The sequence below is a fragment of the Corynebacterium curieae genome (assembly GCF_027570035.1).
In the GTDB taxonomy this organism is placed as follows: Bacteria; Actinomycetota; Actinomycetes; order Mycobacteriales; family Mycobacteriaceae; genus Corynebacterium; species Corynebacterium curieae.
The window spans coordinates 79672-96887 of sequence record NZ_JAKMUU010000006.1; the positions used below are offsets into that span (position 1 = coordinate 79672).

Below are 17216 nucleotides of genomic sequence, written 5' to 3' on the forward strand. Positions count from 1 at the left end.
TGGGCTCTGCCTGCCGCCGCGGTTAACGCGGCTTACCCCGCACCCAGTGTGCGGGGTTTCTTTATGCCGCGAAATGGCACCATATAATACAGTGCATAAAAATAATCCTTTCGAAGCCGTAGAAAAACCGGTAAAGTGGCAGAAAGTTGGCCCCGCGCTCGGCCATGTTGCTTGCATCGTGCCGCCGCAGCGTACTCAGCGGCGCGCGGCACGTGAATGTTCTCGCCTCTCAGCAGTTGTGGTGTTTGTGGTGTTCGCGGCAGCGGGGCAGGAGAACTTGACACAACCATAAGGAGCGCAGAAACCAACGTGCTATTACTTCTGGGTGCTCTCATCGCCGCGACCGTGGCCGCACCGTTACTCATCATGCGGATGGGGCGCCCGGCTTTTGGAATTCTGGCGCTAGTTCCCGCCGCAGGGTTCGTGTGGACGCTCACGCATTTTCTGCACGGAACGTTCCAGGATGGCGGCGGTGTGGACTACACCGTGGCATGGATGCCGTCCGCGAACTTAAGTTTTGACCTGCACCTAGACGGTTTGGGCGCCCTTTTTAGCCTGATCATTTTAGGCATGGGTGCACTCGTGCTGGTGTATTGCTGGGGCTATTTCGATGGCACGCGGCGCCGCTTAGCTATGTTCGCCGCCCAAATGGTCGGCTTTGCCACCGCCATGTTTGGGCTGGTGGCCGCGGATAGCTTCCTGCTGATGTATGTGTTTTGGGAGATTACCTCCGTGCTGTCCTATCTCTTGGTCAGCTACTACGCGGAGCGCGCCTCATCCCGCCGCGCCGCACAGCAAGCGCTCATGGTCACCGCCCTGGGCGGGCTATCCATGCTCATGGGCATCATCTTGCTCGGACGACAAACTGGGGCGTGGACCTTTAGCGACATCGCGGCCTATGAACACTTTGCGCAGACGCCCTACGTGACGGTAGCTATCGTGCTCATTTTGGTCGGCGCGCTCACCAAGTCCGCTATCGTGCCGGCACACTTCTGGCTTCCCGGAGCCATGGCGGCACCGACGCCGGTCTCGGCCTACCTGCACTCCGCAGCGATGGTAAAGGCCGGAATCTACTTGGTCGCGCGCCTGGCGCCTTTTATGTACGAAGTGGTCACCTGGCATCTGGTGGTTATCCCCCTCGGCGTATTTACCATGCTGCTAGGTGGATGGATGGCCCTTAAGCAGCGGGACCTAAAGCTGGTCTTGGCCTATGGCACCGTCTCCCAGCTGGGCTTTATCACCTCCATCGCGGCCGTGGGCTCGCGCGAGGCCATGCAGGCCGGTCTAGCGCTGACCTTTGCGCACTCGCTATTTAAGGCCGCGCTCTTCATGGTCGTCGGCGCGATCGACCATTGCTCGGGCACGAGGGATATCACCAAGCTATCGGGTCTTGGGCGCAAGGAGCCGTTCCTCTTCGGCATTGCGATCATCTCTGGGTTTTCTATGGCCGGCGTGCCGCCCCTTTTTGGCTTCGTGGCCAAGGAAGCAGTGCTGGAGGCCACCATGCATGAGGAGCTTCTAACAGGCATGCCGCGCAATATGATGCTGGTGGCCTACGTCATCGGTTCCATCCTCACCATGGCCTATACACTGCGCTTTCTGTGGGGCGCCTTTGCCACGAAGAAGGAGATTAATGGCGCGGAGCCGGCAGAGGCCGTCGCCAAGATGCATCCCGCCAGCATCGGACTTTGGCTCTCCCCTGCCGTGCTCACTGCTGTGACTGTGGTGCTCGGCGTATTCCCCAGGCCGCTCTCGGCAGCCTTTGACCAGCACCTCAATTCCATCTTCGGCCCCAAGCCACATAGCGAACTGGCCTTGTGGCATGGCTTTAGCGTGGCGCTGGGCCTCTCGGCGCTCATCATCGTTGCCGGTATCATCCTGCACTGGCAACGGCAGGTGCTGGCCAAATGGCAATTCTCCTACCCCGCTCTGGGCAATGCGGATGATGCCTATGATTCGGTCATTGCTCACCTGCGCAAGCTCTCACTGCGCACGACGGCAACCACGCAGCGCGGTTCCCTGCAGCTGAACTTGACGGTTATTTTTGCCACCTTGATGCTGCTACCGCTAGCCATGCTCATTAAAGGTGACCTCACCGATATCCGCATGATCGTGGCAGAAAACCCCTGGCAGATCGTAGCCGCCTGCATCATCATGGTGGCCGCTGTGGCCGCTACGGTAACCGATAATCGCTTATCCGCCGTCATTATCGTTGGCGTAACCGGCTATACGCTTTCTTTCATTTTTGCGCTGCACGGCGCGCCGGATTTGGCGCTTACCCAGCTGCTGACGGAGACCATCGTCATGGTTCTTTTCATGCTGGTGCTGCGCCGCATGCCGGCCTCCACCGAGTGGAAGCAGGATCCCAAGATGGGGCGCCTGCGCGCGTGGCTTTCGGTGGGCACGGGCCTGACGGTAACCGTGGTGGCGATGTTTGCCATCAACGCGCGCCAGTCCAAGCCCATCTCTGAGTTCATGCCGGATCTGGCAAAAGAGATTGGGCACGGCGCCAATACCGTCAATGTCTTGCTGGTGGACTTGCGCGCATGGGATACCTTTGGCGAGATCACGGTCATCATCATCGCCGCGCTGGGCGTGGCCTCGCTGATTTATCGCACCCAGTCTTTCGCCCGCGCGAGCCGCCGCCCCACCCTGCAGGTTACTGGGCGGCGCTGGCTGGCGGCCGGCGTGGAATCAGAGCAGGCACTTAACCGCTCGCTGATGATCGATGTCTCTACCCGCGTGCTCTTCCCGTCTATGGTCGCGATTTCCTTCTATTTCTTCTTCGCGGGCCATAATGCACCGGGTGGCGGCTTCGCCGGTGGACTCGTCGCCGCCTTGGCTCTTATCCTGCGCTACCTGGCCGGCGGGCGCGCAGAGCTTGATGAAACCCTGCCTATCGACGCCGGCCGCACCATGGGCACCGGGCTCTTCCTGTCCGCAGTCGCCGTGGTAGCCCCAATGTTCTTTGGCCACCCGCCGCTAACTAGTGGGTATACCTCACCAGAGATCCCGCTCATCGGCGCGGTATCGCTGCCTTCGGCGTTGGTCTTTGACGCCGGCGTCTACCTCATCGTCATCGGCCTTACGCTCTACATACTCAGTTCCTTGGGCGCGAAGCTGGATGAAGAAGAGGATATGCGTAAGCAGCGCGCCCGCGACCGCGCCCGCTCGCTGGCCCGCCAGCAACGCCAACGCACCGCCAAGCAGAAAGCGCAACGGGCGCAACGCAAGGAAAAGAAACAAGCCACCACGGCAAGCACAGCCGCTACGACAGGAAAGGAGAAGTAAATGGAAGCCAATCTCTTCCTCCTGCTCGCCGCCGGCGTGCTCGTAGCCGCGGGCATCTACCTGCTGCTAGACCGCGCCATGACCAAGATGCTGCTGGGCCTCTTGCTCTTAGGCAACGGCGCCAACCTCTTCCTGCTGCAGGCAGGCGGCTCGGCCGGTTCCCCACCTATCGATGGCCGCGAATCGGAGCCCTTTGGCGCCGAGATTGCAGATCCCCTAGCCCAAGCGATGATCCTTACCGCCATCGTCATTTCCATGGCGCTGACAGCCTTCATACTGACCTTGGCTTACCGCCAGTACCGCTACCGCACGGACGATGTCATTGAGGATGACGCGGAGGATACCGCCATTGCCGCCAAGGCTGCGCGCCCTGGCAATGCGGCCGCAAGCCCGGATCACGATGCCTCGAACGATCCCACCACGGGCCGCGCAACCAAAGAAGGCGATAATTTCGGCCCAGAGTCCTTTGAAGAGCCTGTAAAGGGGGCCCGCGATGAGTGAGACCATGCAGCCGCTTGTCGATGCCCTCTTTCCCTACATCGGCTACCTCATTCCCCTGCCCATCATCATCCCGGCGATAGCCGCAGCGCTCGCCTTGATCTTTTCCCGCGTGCCCAATGCGCAGCGCCAAATCGTATTTTTCTCGCTGCTTATAACGGCGGTAGTCAACGCCGTGTTGATCCTCATCGCGGATTTTGAGGGCATTCAAACACTGCAGGTCGGCGGCTGGGACGCCCCAGTGGGCATCACGCTAGTGGCGGATCGCCTTTCTGCGGTGATGCTTTTTACCTCTTCCGTGGTGCTCTTTTCTGTCATTTGGTACGCCATCTCCCAGGGTGTGCGCGATGGCACCAAGGACGAGCCGGTGGCCGTATTCTTGCCCACCTACATGTTGCTGACCATGGGCGTAAATATCTCCTTCCTGGCCGGCGACCTCTTCAACCTCTACGTGGGGTTTGAGGTCTTCCTCGTCGCATCGTATGTGCTGCTGACCTTGGGTGCTTCGGCCAGCCGCGTGCGCGCTGGTGTGGGATACGTGATGGTGTCCATGGCCTCGTCAATGATTTTCTTGCTCGCGCTGGGCTTTGTGTATTCATCAGTAGGCACCGTGAACATGGCACAGATTGGCCAGCGCATGCAGGACCTCCCGGAAGGCACCCGCACCGCGATCTTTGCCACGCTGCTCGTTGCCTTTGGCATTAAGGCGGCCGTCGTCCCGCTGGACGCCTGGCTGCCGGACTCGTATCCCACGGCGCCTTCACTAGTCACTGCGGTTTTTGCCGGCCTGCTGACCAAGGTGGGTGTCTACGCCATCATCCGCGCCCGCTCCTCTATTTTCACCGCCGGCGGCCTCGATACCGTGCTCATGTGGGTGGCCCTAGCCACGATGTTGGTGGGTATTTTGGGCGCCATCGCGCAGTCCGATATTAAGCGCCTTTTGTCCTTTACCCTGGTCAGCCACATTGGCTACATGATCTTCGGCGTTTCGCTCGGTACCGCGCAAGGGCTTTCCGGCGCCATCTTCTACGCCGTGCACCACATTTTGGTGCAAACCGCGCTCTTCTTGGTGGTCGGACTCGTTGAGCGCCAAGCCGGCACCTCTTCGCTGCGCCGTTTGGGCTCGCTGATGTACTCCGCCCCGCTCATTGGAATCTTGTATTTCATCCCCGCGATCAACCTGGGTGGCATCCCGCCGTTCTCGGGCTTTTTGGGCAAGGTTATCTTGCTAGAAGCAGGTGCAAACGAGGATTCCTGGATGGCCTGGGTGCTTATCGTCGGCGCCGTGGTTACCTCCCTGCTTACCCTCTACGTCATGATGCTGGTGTGGGCCAAGGGCTTCCAACGCGACCGCGCCGATGCCCCTGAAGGCAACGTGGCACTCGCTCGCCCGGCGCCGCTCTCTGATATCACCGATGAGGTGGAATTTTCCTCCCGCCAAGACGTGGGCAGGGTTCCCTTTGGCATGATCGCCTCTACTACCCTGCTGGTGGCCGCTTCTACCTCCATCACCTTCCTGGCCGGGCCTATCTCGGGCGTCACCTCGCGCGCAGCCGAATCCGCTCAGGATACGTCCATTTATCAGTACGCGGTATTGGGCGATAGGGCAGATGACCCCACCCGCCACCTCAATCAAAAGGAGCGCTACACCGGCGGCGCGGATTCCTATGAAAATCGCCGGCATCCCTCCCCGGAGGCGGAGCCGCCCGCCGAGCCCGGGCTGGATGCACGCACCGACCCGGAAGCCGGCGGACGCGAGTCCCATTCCGGCACTGTAAAGACACCGGACGCCGCCAAGAGGAAGGATATTAGCGATGACTAACGCACGCTTTTCCGGCCTGCGCCACCGCTTCCGCCCGTGGTTCATCGTCTGGCTGACCATCATGTGGTGCATGCTCATGGGGGAGGTCACCGTGGGCAATGTGGTGGCCGGGCTCCTCATCGGCACCGTTATCGTCTTTGCCCTGCCGCTGCCGGCCATGCCTATCTCAGACATCGATGTTTCTTGGGGCAAGCTCATCGCCTTCATGGCCCGCTGGTTCTGGGAATTGTTCTATGCCTCGCTCAAGGTGGGCTGGCTCGCCGTGCGACCGCAGCCGGTGCCCAAGACCGCGATCTTGGAGCTGCCCATGCGCTTGGATAATGAGTTCGTCCTATCCCTGGCCGTAACGCTGTATAACCTGCAGCCCGGCGGCACGGTTACCGATATCGATATTGCCAACCGCATGATCACCGTCCATATCCTCGATGCCCGCGATGAGGCCCAGATTCAGCGCGAGATCGGTGCCGTGGCCCACCTTGAGGCCTCATTCATCGACATCTTTGAAAGGAGCCACCCCTAATGGACCCGCAGATCTATAACGCGATTTTGCTGGTGGCCGCCGCGCTACTGGTGGTCTCCTTCCTCATTACCGTCTGGCGCATTATCACCGGCCCCAACTCACTGGACCGCCTCGTGGGCATGGACGGCTTTACCGCGATGTTCCAATGCGCGCTGGCTACCTACATGTGCTGGTCGCTCAATACCACGGTGGTCTCGGCCATGCTGGTCATCGCGCTCTTGGGCTTCATCTCCACCGTATCCGTCACCAGGTTTAGGAAGAGGGATAATCAATGAGCTGGTCTTTCATTGCAGATGTGCTCTCGCTCATCCTGATCATCGGCGGCAGCGTCCTCACCCTTGCGGCGGCGATCGGCATCGCCCGCTTCAAGGACACCATGTCTCGCGTGCACGCGGTCAGTAAGCCGCAAACCACTGGGCTTATCCTCACCATCCTTGGCGCCATCATTCGCATCACCGGCGCAGAATCCTTCAGCGTTGCCGAGCGGGGGGATTTAGGAATGCTCGTTTTGCTGGTACTGTTTGCCATGTTCACTAGCCCGGTAACCGCGCAGCGCACCTCGCGTATTGCTCGCCGTGAAGGCCTGTACGGCACCGAGGAAACCATGTCCCGCAACGACCGACCTGCCGCGAAGTCGCTGCGCCGCAAGTAGGAGACGCTTTTCACCGTGAAAAAGCTTTATGGGCTTCCCACTGTGGTGACTTTGCTCGCCGCTCTTATCGGCGTCATCGTCTACCGCTTTAGCATCTACGATGGCAATAGCGCCTTTGTGTGGCGTGTGCCCTTGGACCTGAAGATTTATTGGCTTGCTGGCGGCGAGGTAGCCGAGGGCGCGGACTTGTACGATAACGCCTATATCGGCGACCTCCCTTTTACCTATCCGCCCTTTTCCGGCACTTTATTCAAATGGCTTTCCCCGCTTGCCGACGACCCCCTGATCCTCCTCTGGCAAGGCGGCACTGCCCTTGCCCTGTTTACGGTCATCATGCTGGTCCTGCGCGAGCGCGGGCTCAAGCTTTCCCCAGCAATCTGGTTGCTCGGCATCCTGCTGGTGTGCTGCACCCCAGCCAATGAACCGGTACACGGCACCTTATTCTTTGGCCAGATCAATATCTTTTTGATGCTACTGGTGGCCTTGGACATTCTCCCGCGCAAGTGTGCCCTGCCGGGCATCGGCATCGGTCTGGCCGCCGGCATGAAACTCACCCCTGCGTATATGGGGTTGGTGCTTCTCTTTCAGAAGCGCTGGTGGCAAGCCATTATCGCTATCCTGACATTTGCGGTAACCGTTGCCATTGGTTTTGTCACCATCCCGGATGCCGCCGATTTTTGGACCGATGCCATCTTCAAGTCCTCCCGGGTGGGCGAGCACACCAATCCCGGTGCGCAGTCCATCCGCTCCGTCATGGTCCGTGCTTGGGGCATCGATGGCGGCTGGATCTGGCTTGCCGCGGTGGCCGTGGTTTTCGTGCTGACCTGCCTGGCGCTGCGCACCGCAATGAAGCACCGCAATAATTCGGCCGCGCTCGCGCTCGCCGGGATCAGTTCCTGCCTGGTCTCGCCCTTTTCCTGGTATCACCACTGGGTGTGGACGGTGCCGCTGGCCGTCGTGGTGATGGTCTCCGTCAACCAAGCACTAGGCAAGCGCCTGACCGGTTTCCTCGGCGCGCAGTTTTCAGGGCTCGTTTCTGTGCTCGCCATGTGCGCGGTGACCATGCCGTTTATTTCCGCACCCGTGTGGCTTTCTGCAGCCAGCCGCTCGCTCAATCACTGGGATTTGCAGCCGTGGGGCATGCTGGCCTTTACCGGCGCCGGCGTCCTCTATATCGCCTTCTACGCGCTGTGGGGCTTTATCCCTGGCACCCAGCCGGCCGAGGAAGCGCCCTCTCCGGGTCGCCATCATCTGCCTACCCAGCCCGAGCCCGCTACCGCGGAAACCGCAGTACGCCCAGCGCGCTCATTTAATGCCGAGGCCACGAGCCGTGGGGGCCATCCGAGAACGGCGCGAGCTATCAGCGATGAGACGGCAGAATTGCCTGCGGTAGGACCCGAAACCCGCGCGTTTCCTGCCGCCCAGGACATCACCGATATCCCCGATACCCCGGCCTACGGGCGCCACTCACGCCCCGAGGATTAAGGCCGCGGGTTTTAGAGCGGGCGGAAGGTGCGCAGTTCGCGGCAGGTCTCCTCCACTACCTTGCGCCAGCTGCCGGTCTCTTCGAAAAGGCGGCGTTGCCGCTCATAGCCGGCACCATTATCGATAATTTCATGGATGAGCTCTAGCTCGTTAACGCATCCCAGCTCGCGCGCGATGGGGGTTAGTTCTTCGACCATCTCCGCTAGCTCGTCCTTGACCCAAGCCTCATCGGTCTCGCGGGAGGTAATCACCAAAGCGTCCATGCCGTAGCGGGCACCGCGCCACTTATTTTCTGCAACATGCCAGAGCTGCAAGGTGGGGAGGGGTTCCGCGGCGTCGATAAGCCGGTCGTAGTAGACCACCAAGCAGTGGGTAAGCGCAACGATGGCGGAAAGCTCGCGCAGGTTCGACGTCGCATCGGAAACGCGCACCTCCACCGTGCCCCACTTGGAGGCCGGCCGGATATCAAAGTGCATGGAACCGGTGTGGTTGATCACGCCCGAAATCGCTTGGTCGCGCATATAGGACTGCCACTCGGCCCAGTCGCGGAATTGATAAGGCATGCCTGCGGTAGGCAGCTGTTGATACAGCATGGTGCGGTTTGAGGCATATCCGGTATCGAGCCCCTCCCACCCTGGTGAACAGGCGGAAATGGCCAAAAGGTGCGGGTACTTGGTCATCAGTGCATTAATGATGGGCCAGACGCGGTCCTCGTGGCTGATGCCTACATGCACATGCGTGCCCCAGAGCAGCATCTGCTTTCCCCAGTACTGGGTACGGGCGATAATTTCCTTATAGCTGGGCTTATCAGAAAGCGGGTTTTCCCGGAAGTCCGTAAAAGGGTGGCCGCCAGAGGCCCAAACATCCACGCCCAATTCATCGGCCGCTGCTTCCACCGCATTTAGCGAGTTCTGCAGGTCAGCAATTGCTTCTGGCACCGTGTGGCAGATGCCGGTAACCAGCTCCACCGTATTCTGGAGGAATTCCTTTTCCAGATGGATCTCGGGGTGGGCCGCATTGGCAAGATCGATAAGCTCCGCGCCGCGCGGGACGAGGTCGCGCGTCTCGCGGTCCACGAGCGCTACCTCCCACTCCACACCAAGGGTTGGTTCGGGCGAGCGGGCGAATTGTTCTGCCGGAATCTTCACCCATTCAGCTTAGCTTTTGACAGGTATTAAGACGTGAATTTTATTTAACCGGATTGCTTCCGCGGACGTGCGGGCACGCAATGGTCAGAACAAAAAGCCCAAGGACATCCGGTGGAAGAACAGTAGTGTTCCTTTTCGTCCGGATGGCCTTGGACTTTAATCCAGGGTGCGGCTTGCTTAGGCCTGCGGCACCGCTAGGGCCACGACGACGGCGCCGTCATCGGTGGCTTCCTTAGGCAGGTCGCGGTTCATGGGGGCGACATCGGCCTGGTAGCGGGCGGCTACCTCCTTGGCCAGCGCCTCAGCAGAAGCGTCACCCTCGGGGAAGAAGACGGTGGTCTTCGGGACGGTGAGGACGTCGCCAGGCAGGTTGCCCACATAGCCAACCTTGAAGCCGCCGCCCTTGAGGGAATCGGCTTCCTTCTTGGCCTTGTCCACCTCGCCGGAGTTATTAAGCACGCTGACCTTAATGTCATTGCGATCGCGGGCGGCGGAGTGGGCGTTTTCCTCGCCTGCGGCGTCGCCTTCAGCTGCGGCACGCTCGTCAGCGTCACCGGAAGCGGCTGCATCACGCGGCTTATCACCCTCGCCTGCTGGGGCGGGGGCAGGAGCGCCGGGTCGATCGGATGCCTCTGGGGCGCCTGGGGCGCGGGAGCCTGCGGCATCAGGGCCAGTGGAGCCTTCAGGCGCAGCACCGAGGGTGGAACCGGTGGAGTTTTCCTGCTTGCTCTCGGAGGCAACGGTGGAATCATCGTCTCCCGAGGTCATGGAGTACAAAGCCCAAAGGCCAAGCATGACGGCCACGGCGATGAGGACCATAGCCAGGCCACGCAGCGGCAGCCCGCCCTTCTTAGCGTGCGCGCCGCCACCAGCGGGGCGCTTAGCTGCACGGGAAGCGGACGCACCGGCAGCGGAGCCGGCGCGAGTTTCGTCGGATACCTTGTCGGTTGAATTTTCCGGATTCACATCAGTCACATACGCAACACTAGTACCCAGTATTAACTAGATGGGGGATTTCCCCGCGCGGCGCGCCGCGTGTTTTCCCGCTCTTCGCGCAGCCGGCGCAGCCGTGCAACCAGGAGGGGATGGGATTGGGCGGCCGCGGGGGCGTCGAGAAGCAGGTTAAGACGCTGGTGGTAACGCACCGGGGAGATATCCAGCTGCGCGCGGATGGCCTCTTCTTTGCGGCCGATGCTGCGCGGCGCGGTTTTCTCAAAGTCCAAAATGGCGGCGTCTAGGTCAGACAAGGGGTTCATGCCTAAACTGTAAGGCATGACTATTCGCCCCATCGTTATCCACGGCGAGACCGTGCTTCATGAACCCACCCAGCCGGTAGATGAATCCGAGATTTCCACCCCGGAAATGCAGCAGCTCATCGCGGACATGTATGAGACCATGGACGCCGCCAATGGCGTGGGCCTAGCCGCAAACCAGGTAGGAATTAGCAAGCGCCTCTTTGTCTACCACTGCCCCGATACCGACGGCCCCAATGGCACCGAGCTGCCGTCCGAGAAAACGGGCATGCGCAAGGGCTGCGTCATCAACCCAGTGCTGGAGACCTCCGAGATTCCAGAAACCATGCCGGCTGATGACGGCTCCGATGACGAGGGCTGCCTCTCCGTGCCGGGCGAGGGCTTTCCCACCGGCCGCGCCGACTGGGCGCGCGTAACCGGCAAGGACGAGCACGGTAATGACATTTCCGTCGAGGGCTATGGCTTTTTCGCCCGCTGCCTGCAGCACGAGACCGGCCACCTCGATGGCTTCCTCTACACTGATACCCTCATCGGCCGCTATAAGCGCCAGGCCAAGAAGGCCATTAAGCGCCACGGCTGGACCGAGCCGGGTTACTCCTGGGTACCGGGCGAGGACGCCGATCCCTTCGGCCACGACGACTAATGTCTCGCATCTTCCGCTCCGATGCCGTCCAAGTGGGCGAGCGCGTGGTTGCCCGGCGCGATTTCGGCGATGTGCATAGCGATGTCATTGGGCACGTAATTTGCCTCAATCCACTGGTCATCCGCCCGCAGGAGGTCGGCGGCTACCCCTCCGACCTAGAGGCGGTAGAGATTCCGCCGGAGCAGCTCAAGATCATCAAGCGCCTGTCCCCGCGCATGGTCCGCAACTCCGATATCCGCGCCGTAGAGGTTGCAGCGGCCGCGGCTTTCCCCGGCAAAGAGCACGCTTGGACCAGCGATGGTTCCTGGCTCATGCGCGCCGGCGATGGGGTTACTGGCCGCTCCAACTCGGCCGTTCCCTTGGGCCCTTCCGCGGGCTTTACCCCGGTGCCGTTGGAAGAGATTAAGGCCTTCTACGCCCGCCACGACCTGCCGGTGCGCCTTTTGGTTCCGGAGCGCATTGGCAAGCCGGCCGAGCGTCTGCTTGCCGGCTCCGCCTGGGAGACCGAGCCAGAGATCCTCACTATGGTTTTGCGCGATTTGCCCGCGGTTGCCGACGCCCCCTCTGCCTCCCCCACCTTCCGCATCGACGACCAACCCGATGCGGACTGGCTGGCGATGTATCACTTCCGTGGCAAAGCCCTTCCGCCCGAGGCGCTGGAGTACCTGCGCACCCGCATCGAGGGAACGATGGGCTTTGGCCGCCTAGTAATGAATGGCGAAACGGTCGCCATTACCCGTGGCACCATTACCGAATCCGGCGATGGAACCAAGTGGCTGGGCTACTCCGCCGTTGAGGTGGCCGAAGGTTTTCGCCGCCGCGGGTTTGGCACCCTGCTGGGGCAACATATGCTGCGCTGGGGCCGCGAAAATGGCGCAGAGCACGCCTATCTCAACGTGCTGGCCTCCAATACCGCTGGCGTGCGCCTGTACGAAAAGCTCGGCTTCATCGAGCAGCATCGCCAGGTCTATGCCCGCCTGCGGGACTAGGGCTCGCCGATTCCTTCCGGCCCGGGCACTACGCCTAGTGGGACTGCCCGCTGATTCCTTGTGTGCTGGGTAGTGAGCCTTATGGGCCTGCCCGCTGATTCCTTGTGGACTGGGTAGTGAGCTTGACTCACTACCCAGGTAACCTATGTGGCATGCGCATAGCCACGTGGAATATTAACTCCGTCCGCACCCGCACTCAGCGGGCTCTGGACCTTATTGCCAAGCACGATATTGACGTTTTGTGCCTGCAAGAAACCAAGGTCAAAGACGATAAGTTTCCACGCGAAGCCTTCGAAGAGGCGGACCTGCACGTCATCTGCCACGGGCTCAACCAGTGGAATGGCGTGGCCATTGTGTCCAAAGAAGAACCAGAAGACCAATGGGTAGGATTTCCGGGGCAGCCCGGCTTTGCCAAAGACCCAGAAAAGCCACAAGACCGCGAGGCCCGCGCGCTGGGAGCGCGCATCCGCGGGGTAGAAATCTGGTCCCTATACGTGCCCAACGGCCGCGAGATTACGGACCGCCACTACGACTACAAGCTGGACTTTCTCTACCACTTAGCCCACTATGCGGAAAATAATGCGCACACCAAGCTTTTGCTTACCGGTGACTTCAATATCGCCCCGCGCGATGAGGACGTGTGGGATATAGAGGCCTTCCGCGGCAAGACGCACGTTACCGAACCAGAACGCGCCGCTTTTCAGATGCTAGAAGAAGCCGGCCTCGAGGAAGTTACCCGCCGGTTTACCCAGGATCAGCGCTATACCTACTTCGATTACAAGGGCATGCGTTTCCAGAAAAATGAGGGCATGCGTATCGATTTCCAGCTGGCCTCGGCACCACTGGCCCAGCACGTGACCGGCGCAGAAGTAGATATGGTCGAGCGCGCCGGCGATAAAACCTCCGATCACTGCCCGCTTATCGCAGACTATAATCTGCCCGATTTTGATTCCGTTCGTTAGATGTCCTGGTCGCTTGATCTCAGCTTTTGGCAGCTCGTATTCCTAATCCTGGATTACGGCATCAAGATTATTGCCGTTGGTTTTGTGCCGGAAGGCCGCCGCCCTTCCAGTTCCACCGCGTGGCTATTGGCTATTCTGGTGCTGCCCTTTATTGGCCTGCCGCTGTTTTTGCTCATGGGCTCGCCATATATCAACCGGCGCCGCCACCGCATCCAGCAAGAAGCAAACGAGCAAATTGAAAATGTCACGGCCCGCACCCCGGACCACCCGCAAGGTATCCTTTCGGCCGAAATTGAATCGGTCATCAGACTCAACCGGGAGCTTACGGGATTTCCGGCGTTGGTTGGCCACAATCTTGGCCTGCACGCGGACTATGACGAATCCATCCGGGCCATCGCTGCCGCCATCGACCGCGCCGAAAAGTACGTGTCCATAGAGATCTACATCCAGTCTTGGGATGAAGTTACGGACGTATTCTTTGAGTCCTTGCGCCGCGCGACGGCACGCGGCGTGAAGGTGCGGCTCTTGCTCGACCAAATTGGCAGCTTTAAGTACAAGGGGTATTTCAAGCTGGGCAAGCGGCTGACCGAAATTGGCGTCGACTGGCGGCTAATGCTCCCCATCCAGCTGCACAAGGGCCGCTTCCGCCGCCCGGACCTGCGCAACCACCGCAAGCTGGTCATTATCGATGGCAAGGTCGGCTTTATCGGCTCGCTGAATATGATTAAGCGCCAGTACAAGACCAAAGACCGCTTCTGGATCGACTATATGGTGGAGCTCTCGGGCCCGATTGTGACCTCCATGTCCGCGGTATTCGCCGTGGATTGGTACTTGGAGGCGGACGAAAACATTCCCCTTGATGAGCTGCCTTATGATGACGCGCAGACTGCCGACGCCAACCACCTCCAAATGATCCCCTCCGGTCCCGGCTACACCACCGAGCCAAACCTGCGCATGTTCAATTCCCTAGTCCACCATGCCAAGGACCGCCTGGTGTTGTGCTCGCCCTACTTCGTACCGGATGAGTCCCTGCTTGAGGCCGTGACCACAGCCTGCTACCGCGGTGTAGACGTGGAGCTTTATGTCTCCGCCAAGGCTGACCAATTCATGGTCAACCACGCCCAATCCTCCTACTACCAGGCGCTGCTGGAGGCGGGCGTACGCATCTACCAATTCCCCTATCCCTTTGTGCTGCACTCCAAGTTCATCATCACCGACCCGGATGACCCCGGCCGCGATCCGCTGTGCATGTTTGGCTCTTCCAATATGGATCCGCGCTCTTTTGGCCTGAACTATGAGTCCACCATGCTGGTGGCCAAGGGCGACCTCATTGACCAGTTCAACCAGCTAGCGGCCAACTACCGCGCCGTATGCCATGAGCTGACCTTGGAAGAGTGGAATAAGCGCAGCTTTGTCCGCCGCTACGTGGACAATGTCATGCGCCTTACCTCCGCCCTGCAATAAAACTAACCTCGGGGCTCGCGGCTTAGACAGAGTCAAGAAACCGCCCCGGCCGCAGCAACAAACGGCTGCCGGCCGGGGCGGTGAAGCGCTTAAGCGATGAGACGCCTAAGCGTCACGCTTTTGCAGCACGAGGACACCGAGGCCCCACAGAATAACGGCCCAAGCAATGAATACTAGGCAGAATCCCCAGTTTTCCTTCCACGGAGCATCAACCGGTTCCATCTCCAGCAGCCACGACTGGAAAGACTTGAACGGCATGAAGTTAACCAGCTTGTTACCAAACTTTGGGATGGTAGCCACGAGATTATCCACGCCGAGGAAGAGGATGAGGCCAATGGCCACGGAACCAGCAGTTGAGCGCAGTAGCAGTCCAAGACCTTGGGAGAAAAGGACGAGCAGCGCGGCAGCCAACGGGTACTTCCACAATTGCTTTTGGCCCATCTCATCATCCCAAGGCTGGAATTGCGCGGCTACCTCATCGTAGGCAAAAAGCTCGGTAAGCAGGTAGGCACCCGCCACCGCAATAAAGGTCAGCGCGGCCGCGATAACCGCGTAAATGAGCAGCTTGACCAAGGCCACCGACCAGCGGCGCGGGGTAGCCATGAAAGTGATGGTCTGCGTGCCAAAGCGGTACTCGGTGGTCACGATCATGATGGCTTGGATCATCAGTACAGGCAGGCCGAGGAACAAAAGGAATGACACCGCGCCATCCGGGGTGATAACCCCCACGCCCATCGCTGCATCCTCAGGGGTTTCTGCTGGCTTTGTCAAACGGGCATTGAGGATGGCCCAGCCCCAAGCAAAAAAGAGGAAAATAAAGGTAGTCCACCAGAAGGAGCGGGTGGTGTGCAGCTTGGTCCATTCGGACTTCAAGGTATTCAGCATGGCGAATTAAACCTCCTGCTGGGTGGGTCGAGCGAGCGGAGTTGCGGCGCCGGTACCGGAACCAGCACCGGTAGCGGCCGCGGCTGTTCCGGTGGTTTGAGCGCCGGTAGAACCGTGGTACTGCACGGAATCACCAGTAAGTTCCATGAAGGCGTCCTCCAAGGAGGCGCGCTTGAGGCTTAGTTCATTGAGCGGCACACCGGTGGAATAAGCCAGCTGTCCCACGAAATCGGTGGTTTGGTTGGCAATCTCCAAGCGGGGGCGGCCCTCTTCGTCGGTGGACTCGGTAAAGAAAATTCCCTCGGCGCGCAGGGCGGAGCCGAAGGCATCCAGGTGGTCGGAGCGCACCAACACGGAGGACTGCGAATGGTCCTTCACAAATTCATAGGTGGGCTGGTCAGCCACTAGGCGGCCCTTGCCAATAACCACGAGGTGATCGGCGGTCTGAGACATCTCCGAAAGCAGGTGGGAAGAAATAAGGATAGTGCGGCCTTCTTCGGCTAGGGCCCGCACGAGCTGGCGCACCCAGCGGATGCCCTCAGGGTCGAGGCCATTGACCGGCTCATCCAGGATGAGGATTCCCGGGTCACCGAGCAGTGCGCCGGCAAGGCCTAGGCGCTGGCCCATGCCGAGGGAGAAGCCGCCGACCTTTTTACCGGCGACGTCGGAAAGCCCCACTAGCCCCAAGACTTCATCGACGCGGGAAGTAGAAATGCCGTTGGACTGTGCAATCCATTTTAGGTGATTGGCGGCGCTGCGGTTGCGGTGCACCGACTTGGCATCGAGCAAGGCGCCGACCTCGCGCAAGGGATCCTTCAACTCGTGGTAGTGCTTGCCGTTGATGCGCGCCCTACCGGCCGTAGGAGCATCCAACCCTAGGATCATGCGCATGGTGGTGGATTTGCCCGCGCCATTGGGTCCCAGGAACCCGGTAACCATGCCGGGCTTTACCTGAAAGGTGAGATCATCAACGGCGCGGACAGACTTATATTGTTTAGTCAGTCCTTCTACTTCGATCATGGCACTAGCGTGCCATAAATTCGGCTACTTTACCTGTTCAATACCTCCACGCGCTCGCGCAGGGCCGGGAAAGCACGCCGGAAAGCGGCCAATAGAGGGAGGCTTTCTACCTCGTCGAAAGGCACCCAGCGCAGCTCATAGGATTCTTCATTAGCCGTGGTAGGCAGCGGATCGCCCGTACGCGTGCGGGCCAAAACGGTGGTATAGGTCCACTCCCCCGGCAGATCCCCCGCTGCCGGATAGGGCCCGGCCGTTACCCGCGCATCGAGCACCTCCACATCTTGGGGTGCAATGGCGCATTCTTCGTGGGTCTCGCGCAATGCGGCCTGCGTGGGTGTCTCCGTAAAATCGCGCGCCCCGCCGGGGATTCCCCAGGTATCGCCGTGATTAGTCCATGCGGCGCGGTGCTGGAGGAGCACCTCGCGCCCGGCTACAAGGAAGAGGCCGGCGGCACCAAATTTTCCCCAGACGCGAATGCCGCCGGGGCCTGCCGCCCAGCCGTCTCCACTGTGAGGGTTATGCATGTTGCCTATCCTAGCCACACACGCGGGTATATGGTGGCGCCCAGCACACTGCGGACGCTA

General features: G+C 60.3%; 18 protein-coding genes. 12 read left to right on the forward strand and 6 right to left on the reverse strand.

Going from position 1 to position 17216, the window contains the following annotated elements; all coding sequences use genetic code 11:
- Positions 1-91: 91 nt before the first annotated feature.
- The 8 genes from L8V01_RS09920 to L8V01_RS09955 are packed head-to-tail and all read left to right on the forward strand — an operon-like array spanning position 92 to position 8268.
- On the forward strand, positions 92-292 hold the full coding sequence (locus L8V01_RS09920; protein WP_269946895.1) for a hypothetical protein: 201 nt from the start codon (positions 92-94) through the stop codon (positions 290-292).
- Between the two features lie 17 nt (positions 293-309).
- Positions 310-3291, forward strand: a complete 2982-nt coding sequence (locus L8V01_RS09925) for a Na+/H+ antiporter subunit A (RefSeq protein WP_269946896.1) — start codon at positions 310-312, stop codon at positions 3289-3291.
- The gene (locus L8V01_RS09930) at positions 3292-3792 is read left to right on the forward strand and encodes a Na(+)/H(+) antiporter subunit C (protein ID WP_269946897.1); all 501 of its coding nucleotides are present in this window, start codon (positions 3292-3294) and stop codon (positions 3790-3792) included.
- The gene (locus L8V01_RS09935; protein WP_269946898.1) at positions 3785-5611 is read left to right on the forward strand and encodes a Na+/H+ antiporter subunit D; all 1827 of its coding nucleotides are present in this window, start codon (positions 3785-3787) and stop codon (positions 5609-5611) included. The genes L8V01_RS09930 and L8V01_RS09935 overlap by 8 nt, the downstream gene beginning before the upstream one ends.
- On the forward strand, positions 5604-6131 hold the full coding sequence (locus L8V01_RS09940; RefSeq protein ID WP_269946899.1) for a Na+/H+ antiporter subunit E: 528 nt from the start codon (positions 5604-5606) through the stop codon (positions 6129-6131). Before L8V01_RS09935 ends, L8V01_RS09940 begins: the two co-directional genes overlap by 8 nt.
- Positions 6131-6406, forward strand: coding sequence for a monovalent cation/H+ antiporter complex subunit F (locus tag L8V01_RS09945; protein ID WP_086588236.1), 276 nt, complete (start codon positions 6131-6133; stop codon positions 6404-6406). The genes L8V01_RS09940 and L8V01_RS09945 overlap by 1 nt, the downstream gene beginning before the upstream one ends.
- A complete protein-coding gene (locus tag L8V01_RS09950) occupies positions 6403-6783 on the forward strand; it encodes a monovalent cation/H(+) antiporter subunit G (RefSeq protein ID WP_049360307.1) in 381 nt (126 codons plus the stop codon). The genes L8V01_RS09945 and L8V01_RS09950 overlap by 4 nt, the downstream gene beginning before the upstream one ends.
- Positions 6784-6798: 15 nt before the next feature.
- Positions 6799-8268: a glycosyltransferase 87 family protein gene (locus L8V01_RS09955; protein WP_269946900.1), complete on the forward strand. Its 1470-nt coding sequence runs from the start codon at positions 6799-6801 to the stop codon at positions 8266-8268.
- An 11-nt stretch (positions 8269-8279) separates the two neighbouring features.
- On the opposite strand, the gene L8V01_RS09960 is transcribed toward L8V01_RS09955, so the two are convergent.
- From L8V01_RS09960 to L8V01_RS09970, 3 genes are all read right to left on the reverse strand, one after another.
- Positions 8280-9416 (reverse strand): glutamate--cysteine ligase, encoded by a 1137-nt coding sequence (locus tag L8V01_RS09960; RefSeq protein ID WP_269946901.1) that lies wholly within the window; start codon positions 9414-9416, stop codon positions 8280-8282.
- A gap of 177 nt (positions 9417-9593) precedes the next feature.
- Positions 9594-10391, reverse strand: coding sequence for a LytR C-terminal domain-containing protein (locus L8V01_RS09965; RefSeq protein WP_269946902.1), 798 nt, complete (start codon positions 10389-10391; stop codon positions 9594-9596).
- A 23-nt stretch (positions 10392-10414) separates the two neighbouring features.
- A complete protein-coding gene (locus tag L8V01_RS09970) occupies positions 10415-10690 on the reverse strand; it encodes a DUF3263 domain-containing protein (RefSeq protein ID WP_269946903.1) in 276 nt (91 codons plus the stop codon).
- On the opposite strand from L8V01_RS09970, the gene L8V01_RS09975 reads away from it, so the two are divergent.
- The 4 genes from L8V01_RS09975 to cls all read left to right on the forward strand — a co-directional run bounded on the left by L8V01_RS09975 (position 10689) and on the right by cls (position 14727).
- On the forward strand, positions 10689-11312 hold the full coding sequence (locus tag L8V01_RS09975; RefSeq protein ID WP_269946904.1) for a peptide deformylase: 624 nt from the start codon (positions 10689-10691) through the stop codon (positions 11310-11312). The two genes, L8V01_RS09970 and L8V01_RS09975, sit on opposite strands and share 2 nt — an antisense overlap.
- The gene (locus tag L8V01_RS09980) at positions 11312-12301 is read left to right on the forward strand and encodes an N-acetylglutamate synthase, CG3035 family (RefSeq protein WP_269946905.1); all 990 of its coding nucleotides are present in this window, start codon (positions 11312-11314) and stop codon (positions 12299-12301) included. Before L8V01_RS09975 ends, L8V01_RS09980 begins: the two co-directional genes overlap by 1 nt.
- A 152-nt stretch (positions 12302-12453) precedes the next feature.
- Positions 12454-13263 (forward strand): exodeoxyribonuclease III, encoded by an 810-nt coding sequence (locus tag L8V01_RS09985; protein WP_269946906.1) that lies wholly within the window; start codon positions 12454-12456, stop codon positions 13261-13263.
- Positions 13264-14727, forward strand: a complete 1464-nt coding sequence (gene cls / locus L8V01_RS09990; RefSeq protein WP_269946907.1) for a cardiolipin synthase — start codon at positions 13264-13266, stop codon at positions 14725-14727.
- Positions 14728-14832: 105 nt separating this feature from the next.
- On the opposite strand, the gene L8V01_RS09995 is transcribed toward cls, so the two are convergent.
- Genes L8V01_RS09995 through L8V01_RS10005 form a run of 3 tightly spaced genes read right to left on the reverse strand, consistent with a single transcriptional unit; the run spans position 14833 to position 17156 of the window.
- The gene (locus L8V01_RS09995) at positions 14833-15612 is read right to left on the reverse strand and encodes an ABC transporter permease (RefSeq protein WP_269946908.1); all 780 of its coding nucleotides are present in this window, start codon (positions 15610-15612) and stop codon (positions 14833-14835) included.
- A gap of 6 nt (positions 15613-15618) precedes the next feature.
- Positions 15619-16632 (reverse strand): ABC transporter ATP-binding protein, encoded by a 1014-nt coding sequence (locus tag L8V01_RS10000; RefSeq protein ID WP_269946909.1) that lies wholly within the window; start codon positions 16630-16632, stop codon positions 15619-15621.
- A gap of 29 nt (positions 16633-16661) precedes the next feature.
- On the reverse strand, positions 16662-17156 hold the full coding sequence (locus tag L8V01_RS10005) for an NUDIX domain-containing protein (protein ID WP_269946910.1): 495 nt from the start codon (positions 17154-17156) through the stop codon (positions 16662-16664).
- Positions 17157-17216 lie beyond the last annotated feature (60 nt).

What these genes read in the sequence shown, in the direction of transcription:
- L8V01_RS09930 (WP_269946897.1), top strand. Translation starts at nt 3,292, where the DNA reads ATGGAAGCCAATCTCTTCCTCCTGCTCGCCGCCGGCGTGCTCGTAGCC.
- L8V01_RS09935 (WP_269946898.1), top strand. Translation starts at nt 3,785, where the DNA reads ATGAGTGAGACCATGCAGCCGCTTGTCGATGCCCTCTTTCCCTACATC.
- L8V01_RS09940 (WP_269946899.1), top strand. Translation starts at nt 5,604, where the DNA reads ATGACTAACGCACGCTTTTCCGGCCTGCGCCACCGCTTCCGCCCGTGG.
- L8V01_RS09945 (WP_086588236.1), top strand. Translation starts at nt 6,131, where the DNA reads ATGGACCCGCAGATCTATAACGCGATTTTGCTGGTGGCCGCCGCGCTA.
- L8V01_RS09950 (WP_049360307.1), top strand. Translation starts at nt 6,403, where the DNA reads ATGAGCTGGTCTTTCATTGCAGATGTGCTCTCGCTCATCCTGATCATC.
- L8V01_RS09975 (WP_269946904.1), top strand. Translation starts at nt 10,689, where the DNA reads ATGACTATTCGCCCCATCGTTATCCACGGCGAGACCGTGCTTCATGAA.
- L8V01_RS09970 (WP_269946903.1), bottom strand. Translation starts at nt 10,690, where the DNA reads ATGCCTTACAGTTTAGGCATGAACCCCTTGTCTGACCTAGACGCCGCC.
- L8V01_RS09980 (WP_269946905.1), top strand. Translation starts at nt 11,312, where the DNA reads ATGTCTCGCATCTTCCGCTCCGATGCCGTCCAAGTGGGCGAGCGCGTG.
- L8V01_RS09985 (WP_269946906.1), top strand. Translation starts at nt 12,454, where the DNA reads ATGCGCATAGCCACGTGGAATATTAACTCCGTCCGCACCCGCACTCAG.
- cls (WP_269946907.1), top strand. Translation starts at nt 13,264, where the DNA reads ATGTCCTGGTCGCTTGATCTCAGCTTTTGGCAGCTCGTATTCCTAATC.
- L8V01_RS09995 (WP_269946908.1), bottom strand. Translation starts at nt 15,612, where the DNA reads ATGCTGAATACCTTGAAGTCCGAATGGACCAAGCTGCACACCACCCGC.
- L8V01_RS10000 (WP_269946909.1), bottom strand. Translation starts at nt 16,632, where the DNA reads ATGATCGAAGTAGAAGGACTGACTAAACAATATAAGTCTGTCCGCGCC.
- L8V01_RS10005 (WP_269946910.1), bottom strand. Translation starts at nt 17,156, where the DNA reads ATGCATAACCCTCACAGTGGAGACGGCTGGGCGGCAGGCCCCGGCGGC.